Genomic DNA, 19915 nt, shown 5'->3' on the forward strand with positions numbered 1-19915 from the left:
GAGATCCCCAATCATGAATAACGTCATCACTACCGATTTGGTGAGGTTGGATGTTGATTTCGGTAGCAGCACCACCGAGGTCATTAATAATCTTGCTGCTGTTGTCCATGCTGCCGGCCGTGCCAGTTCCGCAGAGGCCCTGGCGGCAGATGCCCTGGCACGTGAGGAGAAATCCGGTACCGGTGTTCCGGGTGGGGTGGCCATTCCCCACTGTCGTTCTGAATCCGTGGAGACAGCCACACTAGCCTTTGCCAGACTGGGCAATCCGGTTGATTTCAGTGGTCCGGACGGCGATGCCAGCATTGTCTTCCTCATCGCCGCTCCCGCAGGTGGTGGCAAGGAACACCTGAAGATCCTGTCCAAGCTGGCACGCAATCTGGTGAAGAAGGATTTCATCGAAGCGCTCAACACCGCCCAGACGGAAGAGGAGATCGTTGCACTGGTAGATGCTGTCCTCAATCCCCCACCCAAGCAGCCGGCACCCACCACTGTGGCTGAGGCTACAACTGGCAGCGAGGCAGCGTCGCAAAGCAGCAGCAACGGTGTCACCCGCATCATTGCCGTCACCGCCTGCCCCACCGGCATCGCACACACCTACATGGCCGCAGATTCCCTCAAACAGACTGCCGATACCCGCGATGATGTGGTCTTCCATGTGGAAACCCAAGGTTCCTCCGCGGTCACCCCCTTGGATCCTGCACTGATTGAGCAGGCTGATGCAGTGATATTCGCCACTGACGTGGGTGTGAAGGACCGTGAACGCTTCGCCGGGAAACCCGTGATTGAATCAGGCGTCAAACGAGCCATCAATGAGCCGAAAAAGATGCTCGATGAGGCTGTCGCAGCAGCTCGCAACCCGAATGCGCGACAGGTGTCAGGCACCCGAGCAGCAGGCACCACCGAGGATTCCGGCGCCTCCCTGGGCTGGGGCAAACGGATCCAGCAGGCAGTGATGACCGGTGTGTCCTATATGGTGCCTTTCGTGGCAGCCGGTGGACTCCTGCTGGCCCTGGGTTTCCTCTTCGGCGGCTATGACATGTCCAATGCGTGGTCCGCCATCGTTGCTGATCACTCACTGACCAACCTGCCGGGCAATTCCATTGAGGTTAATGGCGAAACCATGGAGTTCTCCCGCTCCGGTTTCCTGCTCTACCTCGGTGCTGTCCTCTTTGCCACCGGCCAGGGAGCCATGGGCTTCATCGTCTCGGCACTGTCTGGATACACGGCCTACGCACTGGCCGGACGTCCGGGCATCGCGCCGGGTTTTGTCGGCGGTGCCATCTCGGTCACCATCGGCGCAGGCTTCATCGGTGGTCTGGTCACAGGTATCCTGGCCGGCCTGGTGGCGATGTGGATCGGTTCCTGGAAGGTTCCCCGGGTCGTTCAATCGCTCATGCCCGTGGTCATCATTCCGCTGTTGACTTCCACTGTTGTCGGTCTGGTGATGTTCTTCCTGCTGGGCCGTCCACTGGCATGGATCATGATCACCCTTCAGGACTGGCTGAGCTCCATGTCTGGGTCCTCCGCGGTGCTGCTTGGTGTGATCCTGGGTCTGATGATGTGCTTCGACCTCGGCGGGCCTGTGAACAAGGCGGCCTATCTGTTTGGTACTGCAGGTCTATCCACCGGTGATCAGGCATCCATGGAGATCATGGCTGCCATCATGGCAGCCGGCATGGTTCCACCGATGGCGATGTCGATTGCCACTCTGCTGCGCAAAAAGCTGTTCACCCCGGCAGAACAGGAAAATGGAAAATCTTCCTGGCTTCTGGGACTTGCCTTCGTCTCTGAAGGTGCCATCCCCTTCGCCGCCGCTGATCCGCTGCGTGTGATCCCGTCGATGATGCTCGGTGGTGCCACCACCGGTGCTATCTCCATGGCATTCGGTGTCGGCTCCCGTGCTCCCCACGGCGGCATCTTCGTGGTCTGGGCAATCGAACCCTGGTGGGGTTGGTTGCTCGCTCTGATCGCCGGCACGATTGTCTCCACCATCGCGGTGATTGCGCTCAAGCAGTTCTGGCCGAACAAGGCGGTTGAAGCAGCCTCCAAGCAGGAGGTTCCAGTCACCGTGTAAACCAGTTGTCACTGTTTCTGCTTTAAACACCACCTGCCGTGGCAGCGCAACCCCGACGTCACTAGACTGAAAGACACCAACTCCGAGGTCCCACCATCCCACAGAATGAGTGCGTGGCCCGACGATAGAATGCCAGAAGATCAATACTGAGATTCTGGCACTGCGAAAGGACATTTTCATGGCATCAAAGACCGTTACCGTCGGTTCCTCCGTAGGCCTGCACGCCCGCCCGGCGTCCCTCATCGCCGAGGCCGCAGCAGAGTTCGATGATGAGATCCTGCTGACCCTTGTCGGCTCCGATGATGATGAGGAAACCGACGCCTCCTCATCCCTGATGATCATGGCCCTGGGCGCAGAGCACGGTGACCAGGTCACCGTAACCTCTGACAATGCCGAAGCAGTGGAGAAGATCGCTTCCATGATCGAGCAGGATCTCGACGCGGAGTAGTTTCTTCCCCTCTCAACAACATATCCCCCGCTCTCCTTCAAACAAGGAAACCGGGGGATATTTTCATGCTCTTAACGCGGCGGGCATCACTGCATGGAGTGTTCAGGTGCATGACAGACCTGAACATAGACATCTGTGATCAACTCATCCACCGGGGTGGGTAGGGCCGGATCACTCATGAACTCCTCCCAACCGACAGTGTTGGTGGGCAGCTTGCAACCCATGGATTCAATGTCATGGAAGGCCTTGGTCCAGGTCTGCTCAAGACCTTCATAGGCGCCGGTATGACGGCTGTGGAAGACCTTCATGCCACGGAAGTGGTGAAGCGCGACATCGTCGATATCACCGCCGGATTGACTGAGCGCTCCCCGCCTCAGGGTCTCAGCCTGCTCTGGGCCCACAGGAAAGCCAACGAGAATATCCACAGTGTCTGAGATCTCCCCGAAGTAATAGGCCCGGGCAGTGCCCACCGGCTCAATTCCTTCGACCTTCAACATCTTGAGGATCTCATCACAGCCGCGGTCGTAGAGTTCGGTGAGTTCCTCCGGATGAAGGATGACCCGGATGCCGACAATGTCATGGGCAGGGATCTTTTCAAACTGGGTATCAGTCAACAATGGTGAAATTCCTCAGGTAGATGGTGCGTCTGGGGTCTTCTGAACTCTCAATGTGGATTCTATCTATGTACAGACCTCCCCCGCTGTCAGCCGTGTACGGATGAGGGGGTCGGGAAAGCTGTTGAAAAAGCAGAGTACACCCCTTGGTGCTTCGAATGGAACTGAAATACCACTGAATTTTCACCACAGGAACACCCAAACCCCACCCAAGTACCACTGACCAGCAGGATCTAATTATAGAATTTTGCGCCCTTGCCCTCACCCATGGTGACATACAGCCACTTCATAACCGGGTAGAGCACCATGATGCCCACTGAGCCCCAGGCGATACCCTCCAGGGTGACACCGAATACTGACAGGGTCAGGTTCCCGATACCGGCCACCAGTGCAACGGCAGCCATGGTCAGGTTGACCGGGTTGTTGAAATTGACCTTGTTGTCCTGCCAGATGCGGATACCCAGCATGCCGATGAGGCCGTAGAGAACCAGGGTTGCACCACCCAGCACACCTGCAGGGATGGTGAAGATCAGAGCACCGAACTTAGGGATGAAGGCCAGTGCGATGGCGGTGAAGGCCGCCACCCAGTAGGCGGCGGTGGAATAGACACGGGTAGCCGCCATGACGCCAATATTTTCTGCATAGGTGGTGGTGCCTGAACCACCCAGGCCACCGGCAACAGAGGTTGCCAGACCATCAGCGATCAAGGCATCTCCGGCAAGGTCATCAAGATTCTCCCCGGTCATTTCTGACACAGCCTTGACGTGTCCGACGTTTTCCGCGATGAGGACGATGATCACAGGTAGTGTCACCAAGATGGCGGATAGTTGGAACTCAGGGGAATGGAACTGTGGCAGTCCAATCCAGGCGGATTCCCGGATGGTGCCCACAGAGCCCTCTGCCAGGTTTCCGGTCACAGCAGCAAAGACCCAGCCGACAACCACACCGATGAGGATACCCAGGCGGGCGACCATTCCACGGCCGGCGACGGTGGCGATCAGGGTCACCATGAGGGTCACCGTGGCCACCAGTGGCTGAACCTGGAAGTTGCTGGCAGCGGTGGGTGCCAGGTTCAGGCCGATCAGTGCGACGATGGCACCGGTGACCGTGGGTGGCATGACAGCGTCAATGACGCGTCGACCGGCTGCCTTCACCAGGAAGCCCACAGCGATGAGCACCAGGCCGGCGACGAGGACACCACCCATCTGCACGCCGATGCCTTGTGCCTGTGTGGCGGTCAGCGGTGCGATGAAGGCAAAGGAGCTGCCGAGGTAGGAAGGAAGGCGGTTCCTGGTGATGAGCAGGAACATGATTGTTCCCAGGCCAGAGAACAGCAAGGTGGTGTTGACCGGAAATCCGGTGAGTGTGGGAACCAGCAGCGTTGCGCCGAACATGGCGATAACGTGCTGCATTCCAATGCCGATTGTACGACCCCAGCTCAGGCGCTCACGTGGAGCAACTACTGCGCCGGGTTCGATCTTTTTACCGTCTCCGTGGACGGTCCATCCCCAAGTTGAAGTCACGAACGTTCATTATCTTTGACTAAGGCCCCTCTTGGGAAATCGAGGGGCTTTTTGTACGCAGATCGTTATAACCCGATCAGGTCAGTTCGCCCCCGTTGATCCCAGGAGTTTCGGTGTTAACCGGCTGGTTTTTCCTCACCGGTTGACTCTTGGGAAACCTCGTCACGGTCAACTATGAACTGTTTCAGCTCACTGGCCAGCTGCGCGGGGATGCGCACATCGATGAGGGTTCCATCCTCGGCGTACTCCTCTGACAACACGGTGCCGTGCTCGTGCAGGCGGGAGATGATGTCACCACGGGTGAAGGGGATCCGCAGCAGCAGGTGGGTGTCCCTGGAGTTGAGGAACAGCTCAATGCGGGCTTCCAGCTCCTTGATCCCCTCCCCTGTCAACGCGGAGACGAACACCACATCATCAATGGCGTGGCGTAGTTCGGCCAGGGTCAGTGGATCAGCCTGGTCGATCTTGTTCACCACGATGATCTCCGGCGGTGGGGTTTCCCCGGTGGTGCGAACAATGTCACTGATCACTGTATTCACCGCTTCAATCTGCTTCAGCGGAAAGGGGTCAGACCCATCAACCACATGCAGCATGAGATCAGACTCCACCACTTCTTCAAGGGTGGATTTGAAGGCCTCGACCAGTGATGTCGGCAAGTGTCGGATGAAACCGACGGTGTCGGTGAACACCACGTGGCGTCCATCGGCAAGTTCTGCCTTACGTGTAGTCGGGTCCAGGGTGGCAAAGAGCGCGTCCTCCACCAGCACACCTGCACCTGTCATGGCATTGATCAGGGAGGATTTTCCAGCGTTGGTATAACCGGCGATGGAGATCTGCGGAACCAGTGATGCTGAACGCTGTGAGCGTTTGACGCTGCGCGCGGTATCCATGCCGGAGAGTTCGCGGCGCAGGCGTGCCATGTCGGAGCGCAGACGACGACGGTCCGCCTCGATCTTGGTCTCACCCGGTCCACGAAGACCCACGCCACCATTGGAACCTGCACGGCCACCTGCCTGACGCGACAGGCTGCCGCCCCAACCACGCACACGGCTGATCAGATATTCCATCTGTGCCAGCGCCACCTGTGCCTTACCCTCCCGGGACTTAGCGTGTTGGGCAAAGATATCCAGAACCAGCATGGTGCGGTCAATGACCTTGATGTTGAGTTCACGTTCCAGTGCCACCAGCTGGGAGGGGCTGAGTTCACCATCACAGACAACCGTGTCGGCACCGGTGGCTTCCAGGATCTCCTTGAGCTCACGGACCTTGCCGGAACCGATATAGGTGCCTGGATCCGGCTTGTCACGTTTCTGATAGAGCGAATCAATGACTTCTGCTCCAGCAGTATCGGCAAGGGCAGCCAGTTCCGCCAGGCTCGCATCAATTTCAGCGGTGGTGCCTTCAGTCCACACACCGACGAGGATGACCCGCTCCAGACGGAGTTTTCGGTATTCAACCTCATAGATATCGGCTGCGTCATCAGAGTGAATGGTGGTTTCACGGCGCCTGCTGGCATCGCGGTCTTCAAGGTCGAGTTCGCCCACAGAAGGGGCTTCGTCGCTGCGGATCAGTCCGGTGAGGTCAAAACCGGTGGTTTCCGTCACTGCCGGCTGCTTCACATGGTCGTGGAAAGCTTCGGCGAGGAGGTCCTCATGATTATTCTTCTTCTTTTCATCCATTGTCAACCATTGTTCCACGTTCCTGACCTGGGAAGCCAGAGGTTGAGCAACGCTGCTAGCGATCAAACCTGTCTTCGATCAGCATTCCCATCACAACACTCCCCCTGATTCTGTCTTGAATATGCTCTAGAACACTGTCTGGGCACGGTTCCTGTGGATGGGGAAAGTCAACGTGACTCCGGGTTGGCCCTCGGGATAGACTATTGCGCATGACTAATGACCTGAAGAGTATCGGAATGGACTTCGTCCGCTGGCAGGATGCAGTGGAGGCGGCCATCGCCTCGGAGCGTCTTGAGGTAACGGGCGAGGTCCGTGGTGGCCAGCTCATCCAGTTCTCTGATGATTCCGGCGCCCAGATCAACATCCTGGCTGTTGAGCCTTTTGCCACCTATGCGGGTTTCACCTCCAGCACGGTGGCCTATGGCCACGTCAGCATGATCAATGATGTCCTGGCGCTGATCGACATCATCGATCCCTTTGGCAACAATGTCACCACCGTCACCGCCAACCTGGCGCAGGGCCCTCTCCTGGTTGATGAACCTCTTCAGCGCTGGCAGATGCTGGCTGTCACAGCGCTGGGCATGGACGTGGATATCCACGCCAATGCGGATGAGTACCTCCTCAATGGTGGTGAGGTTGTCGGCATGCTGGTGTCTGAGGGTGCGCTTCAGGTGTCCAGTGGTAGCGGCGCCAGCATCCCGGATGCCTCCGCAGAGTTCTCCGCCCGCGTGCTCTCCTCTGAATACCGCATCAATGCATTGACCGGCCAGCGGTTCATCCACGCCACCGTTGACGGCTTCTTCGCCTTCGATCTCTGCCTCCCGGACGCAGAGGAACTCCCGGCGCGGGATTCCATCATCTCCGGCAAGATCATGCTCACCGCATCGGTGATTCCTCAGGCCGGTGGCGGTGGCTGCGGTGGCGGTGGTGGTTGCGGCTCCGGTTCCTGTGGCTGCGGTGGACACTAGTCCCACCAGCTATGTTTAAGCTTCTCTTTTAGACAGCACCACCCCACAGCATCAGAATTAATCTGATGTTGTGGGGTGGTTTGTTATTCATCACGGATTTCTCATGCAAATCTTGCACAACAAGTGCAAAGTTCTTGTGCATCGTTGAAATATCACGGTTACTCTGAAGATGACCCCCACATTTTTCCCATTGAAGATCAGGACCAGCCGATGTCAGACCTGACGCCTTTTGAGAATGGTGGCCCACCTGCTTCCCGGTGGCCACTCGCACTCATCGGATTCTGCTGTCTGATTTTGGTTTTGTGGCTAAAGGTTCCCGGCGTGATCCTGGCGGGCCTGATTGTTGCTACCGTGTTCTCCTTCACCCGACTTCGCCCCATCTCCCCCGAGGTGTCCTCCCTGATGACCTCGATCCGATTATCCGCTGATGAGATCGCCGAGGTGCAGGAGGAGTGGGACAACTACATCAATAGCACTGATGCTGATGCCCTGGCGGACCGTACTCTCCACCGCCCGGCACTGGCTGATCCGGACTGTAATGATCCCGCCATTGAAAAATTCCACTTTGAGCTGTCGAATGCCCATCGCTTTCTCGGACGTCTCAATGTCCGTCTGAATTCCAGTCCCACGGTGCCCCAGTTGGAAGGTCTGTTGCGGGTTACCGATGAGCGCGCTCTGGAGCTGCGGGAGTCCTGGTTGTCTGCCCGCAAGGCGGCCCACCGCTTGGGCCGTGACTACGGGCTGAACTGATACCAGCACCGTGGCCCCTGCGGGGATCTGTCAGAGGTCCAGGGTTTCGAGCGCCTGTGTGGTGACGTCCCCGGCGGCATCCAGCCAGGAGATGCGGTGGTCGCGGTTGAACCAGGCTCGTTGGCGGCGGACATAACGGCGTGTGCCGGTGACGGTGCGTTCTACAGCCTCATCCCATGTGAGGGTTCCGGCCAGCGCGTCAAGTACCTGGGCATAGCCAATGGCACGACCTGCCGTTGAATCTGATATCAACCCCTGGTTCTTGACCAGGCCCTTGACTTCATCAACAAAACCCTGATCAAACATCAAGGATGTACGCAGTTCAATGCGGGGGTTCAACCATTCCGAGGTGGTGCGCAGACCCAGGATCTGAGTCCCCCAGCGGGGAGCGGCATTCTTGGGCGGCTGGCTTGCTTGGAAGGGCTGTCCGGTCAATTCAATGACTTCCAGGGCACGCACGGTGCGTCGGGGGTCGTTGTTTTCAATGATTGCTGCAGCCTGTGGATCCTGTGCCTGCAGTTCAGCATGAAGTGCCGTCACACCGATCTGAGCAAGACGGTTTTCCCACCTCGTCCGGACCTCCGGATCTGTGGGTGGGAACTGCCAGTCATCGACCAGGGACTGCACGTACAGCATGGAGCCACCCACCAGGATCGGCGTTTTGCCGCGTGCCATGATCCCTTCCACATCAGCAACCGCCTCCTGTTGATAACGGGCCACCGATGCGGTTTCTGTGACCTCGAGGACATCAAGCTGGTGGTGTGGGACACCCTCACGTTCCTCCGGCGTCAGTTTCGCGGTGCCGATATTCATACCACGGTAGAGCTGCATGGAATCCACGTTGACCACTTCACCGTCAAGTTTTTTCGCCAGCGCGATGCCCAGGGCTGATTTTCCTGATGCCGTGGGGCCGACAACGGCAATGGGTGTCACCATCTTATGATTCCTCTTTTTCTTCCACGTCAATAGTCCATACCGCCACATATCGGCCCACACCGTGCGAGGTGTCCGCAGCAATCAACTCCGCTGACTCCACCTTTCTCACAAGCTGGGCTAATTCAAGCCACAACCCAGGTTCGCGTACGGCACCGGCAGCCAATTCCTCTTCACTCATGGAATCCGGCTCTCCCGCCAGCAGGTTGCGGCACCACTGATCAACGTCAGCAGCGCCGGCGACAAGCGATGACGGTGCGCGCGGGGTCAGCCCGGTAGATCCGTCCAACGCGACCACGGTGAGCGCTCCAGCGCTTATCAACGCCAGATTCTCACCCACCGCACGTACCCGTGGCTCAAGCTCATCGCCCAGCGCATAACGCTGGATCAGTTCCGGCAGGTGCGAGCCCCCACTTAGTTGGATCTGGGGTGCGCCCCAAGCCCGGAAACTACCTGGATGAGCTGTATGCCAGGCATCAGCACGTGATCCCACAAGATCAACAGGCAGGTTGTTTCCTGCCAGGTACTGGCCGAAAAGTGATCTGATCTGCTGGAGCAGAGTTGCTCCGACGGCATCTGCAGGTGCCAACTCACCGACGAGCGCGGGGCTTCCAGGCATGATGATGAGCGTTGTTTTCACAGCTCCCACCCTAGCGCGACCTGAGTGTGCAACCTGCCCCAGGGCACATCGGAGGTAGCAATGAGGTGGGACTATGCGGGATAGTGCACCCTATACGCCTGACACCCCTGGGTACACACGGTATGTTTGTATAACGTAATTCGACTTTCGGCAGCCGTGGCGCGCGGCTACGACAATGCAAGTGATGAGGACCGACGCACATGACTGAGAACCAGACTTCCAGCTCCACCTCCGCCCCAAAGCCAGGCCCAAGGCCCGGGCCTCGCCCTGGTGCTCAATCAGCAGTCAAGGGCGCACAGCCCGCTGCGATTGTGACACCGGTACCTGTGTCCAGGACCAATGACCCTTCCAAGTTTGGTCGTGTGGAAGCAGACGGCTCCGCCTATGTCACCACCTCTGCCGGCGAACGTCTCATCGGTTCCTGGCAGGCCGGCACTCCGGAGGAGGGCCTGGCCCACTACGGAATCCGTTTTGAGGATCTGGCCACCGAGGTGGAGCTTCTCGAGCAGCGCCTGAGCTCCCACCCGGAGGATGCTAACTCCATCCGTGCCAAAGCCGAGGAGATCAAGAACTCCCTGCCCACTGTCGCCGCCATCGGTGACCTGGATGCACTGGATGCCCGCCTGTCCAAGATTGTGGACTCCTCAGCGGTAGCCAATGAGCGTGCCAAGGAAGAGAAGGCCAAGCGCCGCGAAGAAGCCGTCGCACGCAAGGAAGCACTGGCCACCGAAGCCGAGGAGATCGCTGAGAACTCCACCGACTGGAAGGGTGCCGGTGACCGTATCCGCACCATCCTGGATGAATGGAAGTCCATCCATGGCATCGAGCGCAAGACCGATGACGAGCTGTGGAAGCGTTACTCCCGTGCCCGTGACTCCTTCAACCGTCGCCGTGGAGCCCACTTCGCGGAATTGGACCGTGGCCGTGTCACTGCCCGCAACCTGAAGGAAAAGCTTGTCGAGCGTGCCGAGGCGCTGAAGGAATCCACTGAGTGGAATGACACCGCCCGCGCATTCCGTGATCTCATGCAGGAGTGGAAGGCCGCCGGCCGTGCACCACGTGAGATCGATGACAAGCTGTGGGCCGCCTTCAAGGGTGCCCAGGACTTCTTCTTTGACAAGCGCAACGCGGTGGCCAAGGAACGCGACCAGGAATTTGAAGACAACGCCGCAGCCAAGAACGCCCTGCTGGTCGAGTACGACTCCCAGATTGATCCTTCCAAGAACCTCGCCGGTGCCCGCTCCAAGCTCCGCGAACTGCAGGAGAAGTGGGAGGAGATCGGCTACGTCCCACGTGGACAGGTCCGCGACTTCGAGGATAAGATCGGCGCCCTGGAAAAGCGTGTCGCTGAAGCTGAGGAGAGCCAGTGGCGTCGCACCGACCCAGAAGCACAGGCACGTGCTGACCAGTTCACCGCCAAGGCTGATGACTTCAACGCTCAGGCAGATGTGGCAGAAGCCAAGGGCAACTCCAAGAAGGCTGAGAAGCTGCGTGCCCAGGCGGCACAGTGGTCTGAGTGGGCCAAGACCGCCCATGAAGCCGTAGATCAGCTCTAAGAACCCCTGAGAATCCAGGTTTCACACTTGAAGATCTTAAAAATTGCGGACCCGGTCGCTGGCGAGGAGCCAGCCGATCAGGTCCGCGCTTTTGTGTTCATGTCCAATCTCGCCGCTCAGGAAACCTCAGGCAACCGGGATGTGTCCGTTTCTGTGGAACGCATCATCACAGACCTGGCGGGCTCCACCGAACTTGTCTCACAGCTTCATGTGGCCACCCTTGATGATGAGGTGCCACTCAGAGCCACGCTGCCCCCTGATGTGGATGAGCCCTATATCGAGGCTGAAGGCTGGGTGAAAATCAACCTCCCGCTCATTGATGATCAGCACTCCGCAAGCCTGGAGATCGTCCTGGACGCAGGCCACCAACCCCTCCCCGGACAGGAGCTCTCTCCGGAGGCTACCGAAGTCATCCAGACCCTCCTCACCCACGGTGAACACACGGCAGCCGACCACCCCTGGCAGCGTCGTATCTTCCACACCGCCCACATGCACCCGTCAGGTGAAGTGACAGACTGTGACTATTGTGCCCTGCTGGCACATGCCAGGTATATCAAGGCGCATGAAGAGATCCAACAGGTTCTGGAGCTAGCTGAGTGCCCACAGGAAAGACAATCAGTGGAAGTCCTGGGACTGAGGGAGCATCAGATCCTCGGTACAGACTTCCCGGATTCCCTCATCGGAGGAATTGTCGAACTTCAGGATATCGCCGCCACCGACGTCCCCCACGGTGCTCTGACCACCAATCCCACGCAGTGGTCACCGCGCAGGTTGGCACAACAGTCTGAGAGGATCAGGAAAACCGGTGCCCAGCTGGTGACCGCGGTCTTCAGCGATGACGAGGGGGTGGTGGCCTTTTCCACCGCATCCCTACCGCCCGGTTCCAATCCAGATGCTGCGGAACAGGGATTGACCATCGTGCATCCCCGGGCACGGGGCCGCAATCTGGGACGGTCCGTGAAACTTGCCTGCCTGGATTTATTGCAGGCTCAGCACCCACAGGTGCTACGTGTGGCAACGTCAAACGCGGTTGACAACCAGGCAATGCTGGCGATCAACCGCGCTCTCGGCGCCCGGGAGATGTCCCGGACAACCCTGTGGGAGAAGAAGCTCTAGGAGCTCTCCTCCCCTGAGGTCTTTTCCGGTGTGTCCTGCTCACCGCGAGTTGCTTCACGACGGCGGGTCACGCGGGCACGGCGGTCGTCGATAAGCAGCGGGTTGTTCTCCGGATCGTTCTGCTGCTGGCGCAGCAGGTCACGCTGTGTCGCAGCGACACTGTCAACATCTTCGTGTGCAGCGCGCATTTCCACCAGCTCCCACTGTCGCTCACTGCGTGCGAGGATGGTGTTGGACAGGCCCCACACAGCAGCGATCGCAGCGACCGTGGCCACCATCATTCCGACGTTGACGAAAGTATTGTCGGTGTTGGTGGTTGTCTGACGCATCCAAATCGCAAGCACGGCATACACCAAGGTGACACATGAGAAGAACCAGGCAACCCACGCCATCCAGGTACGTTTCAGGGTGACGGTGCCCAGGCTGAAGAGGAAGACACCGATCGCGCCCAGGATGTAGAACACATACTCAGCAAGTCGGATGCCGGCATCAGAGGCGGTGTCGGTGAGGAAGAGCACCTGCCAGCCCGCAACACCACGGACATGTGGCAGTGCCAGCGACACCACATACAAGGCGACCGCCGCAATCAGGTACCATTTTTTGCTGCCCAGCTCCAGAGTCTTGGCAGCGTCCTTCTCCATGGCGGCCAGCTCTTTAGCACTCAGCTTCTGTTCACTCACTTGACTGTTCATCTCCTCGTTGGCTTCGGTAATTCATCGTAGTCCGTTTAATCTGACCTGCTCCACTTGGTGGCACTGCCCACATGCTCCCGCCACACAACTATCCCCGCGCTCCCCTGCACTCATCCCTGCCTTCAAGGATCAGAGAAGTAAGTGGGGGAGACACGGGGATATCACAGCAGCCGGTTGCTATCAGATGCCGCAGGCATTTTCCGGGGCCGAGGTCATAGCCGGCGCACCGATCTGCGGCAGACCCAAACCGACACCGATCGGTGCGGTCGTGGGCACCTGACCAACAGCGGAATTATCCCCGGCCCGGGTGCGTCGGTGGGTGAGCACACCGGAATCAGCGATCAGGAAGAATGGCTTAGCTTCAGTGACATCAACGGTGATGACATCGCCTGGACGGACCTCGCCATCGATATTGCCCTCTGGGGCGAAGTGGACAAGGCGACCATCGCGAGCGCGGCCACTCATGCGCTTGGTGGCATCATTCTTACGTCCACCACCTGCCTGAACGAGCAGTTCCACAGTCTGACCGAGGAAGGCTTGATTCTCCTCTTCGCAGATGCGCTCCTGGAGTACCATCAGTCGCTCATAGCGTTCCTGAACCACTTCTTTGGGGACCTGATCCTCATATTCCGCAGCAGGAGTACCTGGCCGTGGGCTGTACTGGAAGGTGTAGGCAGAGGTGAAACGCGCCTTCTCCACCACATCCAGGGTCGCCTGGAAATCCTCCTCAGTCTCACCCGGGAAACCGACAATGATGTCAGTGGTGATGGAGGCATGCGGAATCTTGTCGCGGACCTCATCAAGAATGGCGAGGAACTTGGTGGAACGGTAAGAGCGACGCATCTCCTTGAGCACCTTGTCCGAACCTGACTGCAGCGGCATGTGCAGCTGCGGGCAGATATTCGGGGTCTCTGCCATCGCGTCGATGACATCGGAGGTGAACTCAGCCGGGTGAGGGCTGGTGAAACGAACACGCTCCAGCCCCTCGATATCACCACAGGCACGCAACAACTTGGAGAAGGCCGAGCGGTCCCGCTCCAATTCCGGATCCACGAAGTTCACGCCATAGGCGTTGACGTTCTGGCCCAGCAGAGTCACCTCGGAGACACCCTGGTCAACCAGGGCCTGCACCTCCGCAAGGATGTCACCTGGACGACGGTCCTGTTCCTTACCGCGCAGCGCCGGGACGATGCAGAAGGTACAGGTGTTGTTGCAGCCGACAGAGACAGAGACCCAACCGGCATAGGCGGATTCGCGTTTGGCGGGAAGAACTGAGGGGAACTGCTCGAGAGAATCGACAATTTCCACCTCTGCCCTGCTGTTGTGGGCGGCACGGTTGAGCAGCGTTGGCAGGGACCCGATGTTGTGGGTGCCGAAAACAACATCCACCCAGGGAGCCTTCTTGACTACGGTGTCCTTATCCTTCTGCGCTAGGCAGCCACCCACTGCAATCTGCATGCCCGGATTCTCATCCTTGACCGCACGCAGATTGCCCAGGGTTCCATAGAGACGCTTATCCGCGTTCTCACGGACCGCGCAGGTGTTGAAGACGATGAGATCCGGGGTCTTCTCCACGTCGACTGAAACATAGCCGGCCTCTTCCAAAAGGCCGGAGAGACGTTCAGAGTCATGCACATTCATCTGGCATCCGAAGGTTCGGACCTCATAGGTACGCGCAGCAGTGCTGCCCGCCCCGCCTGCACCATCAGCCGTGAGGGTCAGTGCTCCGGAGTCTGTTGTGGAGCCCGTTTCAACATTTCCTGGCTGGATGGTGTTCTGGCTGGGATTGGTGTTTGTCTGCTGGGTATTCATCTGCTGCGTCACGGGTGCATATTGTATCGGGCAGGCGTCAACTGACATAAACGGCTGTTCGAAGAGTGTTGGATTTGGGACAGCGGTGGCTCATCATCTCGAAAATGCCCATGTTCCATATGATCAACCGGTAGTTTCTCCCCATACTAAATATTGACCATCCCCACAGTCATCCCTCCCCCTGATGAGATATCGATTGCGCCGACCACACTCTCACACCACCCCGAAATCAGGCATGGCACACATAACATGCACCCTTAGCAGACATTTACCTATTGAGCGATAGATAATTATATCGGACAGAAACGGGGAAAGTCCCCCCATTTACCCCCTGAATGAGCTGGGAAAACCCACATATCATCACAAAACAGATTTCAAAATGGACTCATTCACAGAATACGCACCCACATGAGCCAACACTGCCCTATGCTATTGCTATGACGCAGACCACAAACCATCAGATGATCAAGATGACGGGAGTGCAGAAGTTCTTTGATGACTTCCAAGCACTCACGGACATCAATCTTGAGGTTCCTGCAGGGCAGGTTGTTGTCGTACTAGGCCCATCCGGTTCAGGAAAATCCACCTTGTGCCGCACAATCAACCGCCTCGAAACCATCGAGGAGGGCACCATCGAAATCGATGGTGAGATTGTTCCAGAGGAAGGCAAGGGGCTGGCCAAGCTCCGGGCTGACGTGGGGATGGTTTTCCAGTCCTTCAACCTGTTTCCGCACCTGACCATCAAAGACAATGTCACCCTGGGCCCCATCAAGGTGCGCAAGATGAAGAAGTCCGAGGCCTCCGACCTCGCGATGAAGTTGTTGGAACGCGTCGGCATCGCCAACCAGGCGGAAAAATACCCGGCACAGCTGTCCGGTGGACAGCAACAGCGCGTGGCGATCGCCCGCGCACTGGCGATGAACCCGAAGATCATGCTTTTTGACGAACCAACCTCCGCCCTCGACCCTGAGATGGTCAATGAGGTCCTGGACGTCATGGCCAGCCTGGCCAAGGAAGGCATGACCATGGTGTGCGTCACCCACGAGATGGGATTCGCACGTAAAGCCGCTGACCGTGTGCTTTTCATGTCCGACGGCGCCATCGTGGAGGACTCCAACCCGGAATCCTTCTTCACCAACCCCCAGACCGATCGAGCCAAGGACTTCCTGGGCAAGATCCTCGCCCACTAATTCCCTTTTCCTTCCTTGAACGTCATCCTCACCACCGCTGGCCTTAAATCAGCGATCACACACATCAGGAGCAACCATGTCGAATAAGCGCATGATCACTCGAATCGCCGCTATTGCCAGCGCAGCTGCACTCACCGGCGTCACCCTCACCGCCTGTGGTGATTCCAGCGACGGTGGCGAAGGCCTGCTTTCAGCCATTGAAAACGGAAATGTCACGCTCGGCACCAAGTATGACCAGCCGGGCCTCGGCCTCCGCAACCCGGACAACTCCATGAGCGGCCTGGATGTTGATGTCGCCCAGTACGTGGTTAACTCCATCGCTGATGAAAACGGCTGGGACCACCCATCCGTTGAGTGGCGTGAAACCCCATCCGCCCAGCGTGAAACCCTCATTCAGAATGGCGAGGTGGACCTGATCTCCGCGACCTACTCCATCAACCCGGGCCGTTCCGAGTCCGTGAACTTCGGTGGACCCTACCTGCTCACCCACCAGGCACTGCTGGTCCGCGAAGACGATGACCGCATCGAGACCCTCGAAGACCTCGAAGATGGCCTCATCCTCTGCTCCGTCACCGGCTCCACCCCTGCGCAGAAGGTCAAGGACGTCCTTCCCGGAGTCCAGCTCCAGGAATATGACACCTATTCCTCCTGTGTGGAGGCACTGAACCAGGGCAACGTCGATGCCATGACCACCGACGCCACCATCCTCTTCGGCTACTCCCAGCAGTATGAAGGCGAGTTCCGCGTGGTGGAGATGGAGCAGGATGGCGAGCCATTCACCAACGAGTACTACGGCATCGGCCTGACCAAGGACGACACCGAGGCAACCGATGCTGTCAACGCAGCACTCGAGCGCATGTACGCCGACGGCTCCTTCCAGCGCTTCCTCACCGAGAACCTCGGCCAGGATTCCGTGGTGGTTGAAGAGGGCACCCCTGGTGACCTCTCCTTCCTCGATGACTGACCCGCAGGGGCTAGACGCCTGATACCAATGCGTGGCGCTCCTGAAACCCCCAGGGGCGCCACGCTATTTCTTTCTAGACCTCATTCCTTAGCGAGGAGAACTTTCCCATGAGTACATTGTGGGCGGATCTGGGTCCGTCGCTTCTTCCAGCATTCTGGGTGACCATCAAACTCACCTTCTACTCCGCCATCGGAGCAGTGATTCTTGGCACCATCCTCACCGCGATGAGAGTGTCACCGGTGAAGATTCTGCGCACCCTGTCCACGGCATATATCAATACCGTTCGAAACACCCCTCTGACTCTGGTAATCCTGTTCTGTTCCTTCGGTCTGTATCAGAACCTGGGTATGTCGCTTGCCTCACGCGACAGCTCAACCTTCCTGACGGACAATAATTTCAGGCTGGCAGTACTGGGTTTCATCCTCTACACCTCATCCTTTGTTGCTGAATCACTGCGTTCAGGCATCAACACGGTGCACTTTGGTCAGGCAGAAGCCGCCCGCTCCCTCGGACTGGGTTTCACCGACATCTTCCGCCAGATCATCTTCCCGCAAGCTGTTCGTGCGGCAATTGTCCCGCTCGGCAACACCCTGATCGCCTTGACCAAGAACACCACCATCGCCTCGGTGATTGGTGTGGGTGAGGCCTCCCTGCTGATGAAATCCACCATTGAGAACCACGCCAACATGCTCTTCGTGGTGTTCGCGATCTTCGCGCTCGGATTCATGGTCCTCACCCTGCCCATGGGTCTGGGGCTTGGCAAACTCGCAGAGAAGATGGCGGTACAGAAATAATGTCTAGTTCCGCACGCGCAACAGTTCTCTATGACGCCCCCGGCCCCAAGGGACGCCGACTCAACCTCATCATCACCGCCACCACCATCATCCTGGCGTTTCTCATCCTGTTTTGGGCAGGCAGCATCCTGCTGGAAAATGGCCAGCTTGATGCAGCCAAGTGGAGTCCATTCACCAACTCCCAGACATGGACCACCTACATCCTCCCCGGCCTCTGGGGCACCTTAAAGTCTGCAGTCTTCTCCGTGATCCTGGCACTTGTCATGGGTACACTCCTGGGACTGGGCAGAATCTCCGAGCTGCGGGTGTTGCGCTGGTTCTGCGCCATCATTGTGGAAACCTTCCGCGCGATCCCCGTGCTGATCCTCATGATTTTCGCTTACCAGATGTTTGCCCGCTACAACATGGTGCCCTCAAGCCAGTTGGCTTTCGCGGCTGTGGTCTTCGGCCTGACCATGTACAACGGCTCCGTCATCGCTGAAATCCTCCGCTCGGGAATCGCATCACTGCCCAGGGGACAGCGGGAAGCATCAATCGCACTGGGCCTGTCTGCCCGTCAGACCACCTGGTCAATCCTTCTCCCCCAGGCTGTAGCCGCGATGCTCCCGGCACTGATCGCGCAGATGGTCATTGCCCTGAAGGACTCCGCACTGGGCTACCAGATCGGCTACATCGAAGTTGTCCGCTCCGGTATCCAGTCCGCTTCTGTCAACCGCAACTATCTCGCGGCCTTGGCCGTGGTTGCCGTCATCATGATCCTCATCAACTTCGGTCTGACTGCACTGGCTCAGCGCATCGAGCGCCAGCTACGTGCAGGTCGTGCCCGTAAGAACATCATCGCGAAGGTTCCAGAACAGCCCGACCAAGGCTTGGACACCAAGGACAATGTCAATGTTGATTGGCGCGACCCTGATTACAAGGAAGTCAAGTACCCTGGCCCACCGATGTAGACAACGGTGATGAATCAGGGCTTCCCGGCCACTGCCCCTTCATGGTGGGCAGTGGCCGGATTTTTCTTCTGACCAGAACTTCTGGCTAGTTGCTTTCCAGGTCTGCAATACGGTTGTCCAGAGCCTGGCGTGAAAGCTCCATCGACAGTCCTGCAGGAAAACCTCGACGAGCAAGGGCACCGATGATTCTCCTGAGTGCCTTGTCATAATCCGCACGGTCCTCTGGGATCCGTGATTCACTGCGGGCTTTCTTCTCCGCCACGGCACGAGCGGTTTCCTGCTCATCATCAGAATCAATCTGTTCCAATGCCAGCGCACGTGTCTGGGAATCCACCCCTTTATCACGGAGCTCCATGTCTAGAGCCCGGACAGATTTCCCCCGACGCTGTGCCCGCTGGCGGACCCACTCCCGGGCAAAAGCTTCATCATCAATAAGTTTTGCCCGGGTGAGATCTCCCAGGACCTCATTGATGATTTCCTCTTCGAAGTCCAGCGCAAGCAGACGTTTATGTAGCTCACTGCGGGAGCGGGCTCGTTGATCAAGAAGCAAGAGGGCACGACGTCTGACTGTCGCCTTCTTTTCCTCTGCCTCATGGTCAAAGAATCCACTGGTTTCCCCTGCATTCTGACGCTCGGTGAATTCTTCCAGGGCAATACGTAACTTCTCTAACTTCTGTGCCTGTAGTTCTTCTCTGTGCACGGTGCGATCATGATCCCTGGTCATGGGAAGTGGGGCCCTCCTGTGGTGGCAGAAATTCCACTGCAGGCGGTGTGCCAGGGAGGATTGTCCTCGGCACACCGCCTGCAGATGGTAGGTTCTTACAGTGTTATCGTCTGTGACATACGCCCTGCTGTTTCTTAGTTTGCAGGGGACCCGCCATCATCATCGTCTTCATCATCGAAATCAACATTCGGAATGAGTTCCACTGGATCATCGCTCAGGTCGTCAGTAGCGTTTGCATACTTTCCAACACCGAGCTTCTTGAAGATTTTCTCTTCGATCTCGTCTGTGAGTTCTTGGTTTTCCTTGAGAAACAGGCGTGCCTTTTCCTTACCCTGTCCCAGCTGCTCACCTTCATAGGTGAACCAGGAACCGGACTTCTTGGCAATGCCATTGTCCACTGCAAGGTCAATAACGGAGGACTCACGGGAGATGCCCTCGCCATAGATGATGTCGAACTCCGCAATCTTGAATGGTGGGGAGACCTTGTT

Annotated in this window: 18 protein-coding genes and 1 pseudogene; 10 read left to right on the forward strand and 9 right to left on the reverse strand. The window is 58.0% G+C overall.

The features are described 5' to 3' along the window. Positions 1-13 precede the first annotated feature (13 nt). Together Q0M74_RS01780 and Q0M74_RS01785 are read left to right on the forward strand one after the other, a co-directional pair. Positions 14-2074 carry a fructose-specific PTS transporter subunit EIIC gene (locus Q0M74_RS01780; RefSeq protein WP_293951209.1) on the forward strand — a complete coding sequence of 687 codons (2061 nt, stop codon included), beginning with the start codon at positions 14-16 and terminating at the stop codon, positions 2072-2074. 178 nt (positions 2075-2252) lie between these two features. Then, on the forward strand, positions 2253-2522 hold the full coding sequence (locus Q0M74_RS01785) for an HPr family phosphocarrier protein (protein ID WP_293951211.1): 270 nt from the start codon (positions 2253-2255) through the stop codon (positions 2520-2522). Between the two features lie 86 nt (positions 2523-2608). Here the strand turns inward: Q0M74_RS01785 and Q0M74_RS01790 are convergent, their stop codons facing one another. The 3 genes from Q0M74_RS01790 to hflX form a co-directional block, all read right to left on the reverse strand. Beyond that, a complete protein-coding gene (locus Q0M74_RS01790; protein WP_293951213.1) occupies positions 2609-3139 on the reverse strand; it encodes a GyrI-like domain-containing protein in 531 nt (176 codons plus the stop codon). Positions 3140-3369: 230 nt separating this feature from the next. Next, entirely contained in the window at positions 3370-4659 is a 1290-nt protein-coding gene (locus tag Q0M74_RS01795) for a uracil-xanthine permease family protein (protein ID WP_293951215.1), read from the reverse strand. 116 nt (positions 4660-4775) lie between these two features. Continuing rightward, positions 4776-6338, reverse strand: a complete 1563-nt coding sequence (gene hflX, locus Q0M74_RS01800) for a GTPase HflX (RefSeq protein ID WP_293951217.1) — start codon at positions 6336-6338, stop codon at positions 4776-4778. 209 nt (positions 6339-6547) lie between these two features. On the opposite strand from hflX, the gene Q0M74_RS01805 reads away from it, so the two are divergent. Together Q0M74_RS01805 and Q0M74_RS01810 are read left to right on the forward strand one after the other, a co-directional pair. Then, positions 6548-7306, forward strand: coding sequence for a hypothetical protein (locus Q0M74_RS01805; protein WP_293951219.1), 759 nt, complete (start codon positions 6548-6550; stop codon positions 7304-7306). 210 nt (positions 7307-7516) lie between these two features. Next, positions 7517-8056: a hypothetical protein gene (locus Q0M74_RS01810; RefSeq protein ID WP_293951221.1), complete on the forward strand. Its 540-nt coding sequence runs from the start codon at positions 7517-7519 to the stop codon at positions 8054-8056. A gap of 30 nt (positions 8057-8086) precedes the next feature. Here Q0M74_RS01810 and miaA read toward each other — a convergent pair whose 3' ends face one another. Both miaA and Q0M74_RS01820 read right to left on the reverse strand, forming a co-directional pair. Further along, positions 8087-8992 (reverse strand): tRNA (adenosine(37)-N6)-dimethylallyltransferase MiaA, encoded by a 906-nt coding sequence (miaA, locus tag Q0M74_RS01815; protein WP_293951223.1) that lies wholly within the window; start codon positions 8990-8992, stop codon positions 8087-8089. Position 8993: 1 nt separating this feature from the next. Further along, positions 8994-9629, reverse strand: a complete 636-nt coding sequence (locus Q0M74_RS01820; RefSeq protein WP_293951225.1) for a hypothetical protein — start codon at positions 9627-9629, stop codon at positions 8994-8996. A gap of 200 nt (positions 9630-9829) precedes the next feature. Between Q0M74_RS01820 and Q0M74_RS01825 the strand changes: the two genes are divergently transcribed. Together Q0M74_RS01825 and Q0M74_RS01830 are read left to right on the forward strand one after the other, a co-directional pair. Beyond that, on the forward strand, positions 9830-11185 hold the full coding sequence (locus Q0M74_RS01825) for a DUF349 domain-containing protein (RefSeq protein ID WP_293951227.1): 1356 nt from the start codon (positions 9830-9832) through the stop codon (positions 11183-11185). A 27-nt stretch (positions 11186-11212) separates the two neighbouring features. Further along, the gene (locus Q0M74_RS01830) at positions 11213-12301 is read left to right on the forward strand and encodes a GNAT family N-acetyltransferase (protein ID WP_293951229.1); all 1089 of its coding nucleotides are present in this window, start codon (positions 11213-11215) and stop codon (positions 12299-12301) included. Here the strand turns inward: Q0M74_RS01830 and Q0M74_RS01835 are convergent. Further along, positions 12298-12981 carry an MFS transporter gene (locus Q0M74_RS01835; protein WP_293951230.1) on the reverse strand — a complete coding sequence of 228 codons (684 nt, stop codon included), beginning with the start codon at positions 12979-12981 and terminating at the stop codon, positions 12298-12300. The genes Q0M74_RS01830 and Q0M74_RS01835 overlap by 4 nt on opposite strands. Before the next feature lie 192 nt (positions 12982-13173). Further along, entirely contained in the window at positions 13174-14817 is a 1644-nt protein-coding gene (gene miaB / locus Q0M74_RS01840; protein ID WP_293951234.1) for a tRNA (N6-isopentenyl adenosine(37)-C2)-methylthiotransferase MiaB, read from the reverse strand. Between the two features lie 449 nt (positions 14818-15266). On the opposite strand from miaB, the gene gluA reads away from it, so the two are divergent. The 4 genes from gluA (at position 15267) to Q0M74_RS01860 (ending at position 18703) form a co-directional block, all read left to right on the forward strand. Continuing rightward, positions 15267-15995: a glutamate ABC transporter ATP-binding protein GluA gene (gene gluA, locus Q0M74_RS01845; RefSeq protein WP_293951240.1), complete on the forward strand. Its 729-nt coding sequence runs from the start codon at positions 15267-15269 to the stop codon at positions 15993-15995. A 76-nt stretch (positions 15996-16071) separates the two neighbouring features. Beyond that, positions 16072-16959 (forward strand): glutamate ABC transporter substrate-binding protein GluB, encoded by an 888-nt coding sequence (gene gluB / locus Q0M74_RS01850; RefSeq protein ID WP_293951235.1) that lies wholly within the window; start codon positions 16072-16074, stop codon positions 16957-16959. Between the two features lie 107 nt (positions 16960-17066). After that, positions 17067-17753: a glutamate ABC transporter permease GluC gene (gene gluC, locus Q0M74_RS01855; protein WP_293951236.1), complete on the forward strand. Its 687-nt coding sequence runs from the start codon at positions 17067-17069 to the stop codon at positions 17751-17753. Between the two features lie 125 nt (positions 17754-17878). Continuing rightward, complete coding sequence (locus Q0M74_RS01860) at positions 17879-18703, forward strand: amino acid ABC transporter permease (protein WP_293951242.1); 825 nt, start codon at positions 17879-17881, stop codon at positions 18701-18703. Between the two features lie 85 nt (positions 18704-18788). Here Q0M74_RS01860 and recX read toward each other — a convergent pair whose 3' ends face one another. Next, positions 18789-19427, reverse strand: a complete 639-nt coding sequence (gene recX, locus Q0M74_RS01865; RefSeq protein WP_293951238.1) for a recombination regulator RecX — start codon at positions 19425-19427, stop codon at positions 18789-18791. A 134-nt stretch (positions 19428-19561) separates the two neighbouring features. After that, a pseudogene (locus tag Q0M74_RS01870) lies at positions 19562-19915 on the reverse strand (DNA recombination/repair protein RecA); the annotation flags it as partial.

The sequence above is a fragment of the uncultured Corynebacterium sp. genome, from assembly GCF_945649885.1.
Lineage (GTDB): Bacteria > Actinomycetota > Actinomycetes > Mycobacteriales > Mycobacteriaceae > Corynebacterium.

Bases quoted from the DNA above. Each gene is read 5' to 3' on its own strand.
- Q0M74_RS01805 (WP_293951219.1), top strand. From the start codon at position 6,548: ATGACTAATGACCTGAAGAGTATCGGAATGGACTTCGTCCGCTGGCAG.
- Q0M74_RS01780 (WP_293951209.1), top strand. From the start codon at position 14: ATGAATAACGTCATCACTACCGATTTGGTGAGGTTGGATGTTGATTTC.
- gluA (WP_293951240.1), top strand. From the start codon at position 15,267: ATGATCAAGATGACGGGAGTGCAGAAGTTCTTTGATGACTTCCAAGCA.
- Q0M74_RS01785 (WP_293951211.1), top strand. From the start codon at position 2,253: ATGGCATCAAAGACCGTTACCGTCGGTTCCTCCGTAGGCCTGCACGCC.
- gluC (WP_293951236.1), top strand. From the start codon at position 17,067: ATGAGTACATTGTGGGCGGATCTGGGTCCGTCGCTTCTTCCAGCATTC.
- gluB (WP_293951235.1), top strand. From the start codon at position 16,072: ATGTCGAATAAGCGCATGATCACTCGAATCGCCGCTATTGCCAGCGCA.
- hflX (WP_293951217.1), bottom strand. From the start codon at position 6,338: ATGGATGAAAAGAAGAAGAATAATCATGAGGACCTCCTCGCCGAAGCT.
- miaA (WP_293951223.1), bottom strand. From the start codon at position 8,992: ATGGTGACACCCATTGCCGTTGTCGGCCCCACGGCATCAGGAAAATCA.
- Q0M74_RS01825 (WP_293951227.1), top strand. From the start codon at position 9,830: ATGACTGAGAACCAGACTTCCAGCTCCACCTCCGCCCCAAAGCCAGGC.
- recX (WP_293951238.1), bottom strand. From the start codon at position 19,427: ATGACCAGGGATCATGATCGCACCGTGCACAGAGAAGAACTACAGGCA.
- Q0M74_RS01810 (WP_293951221.1), top strand. From the start codon at position 7,517: ATGTCAGACCTGACGCCTTTTGAGAATGGTGGCCCACCTGCTTCCCGG.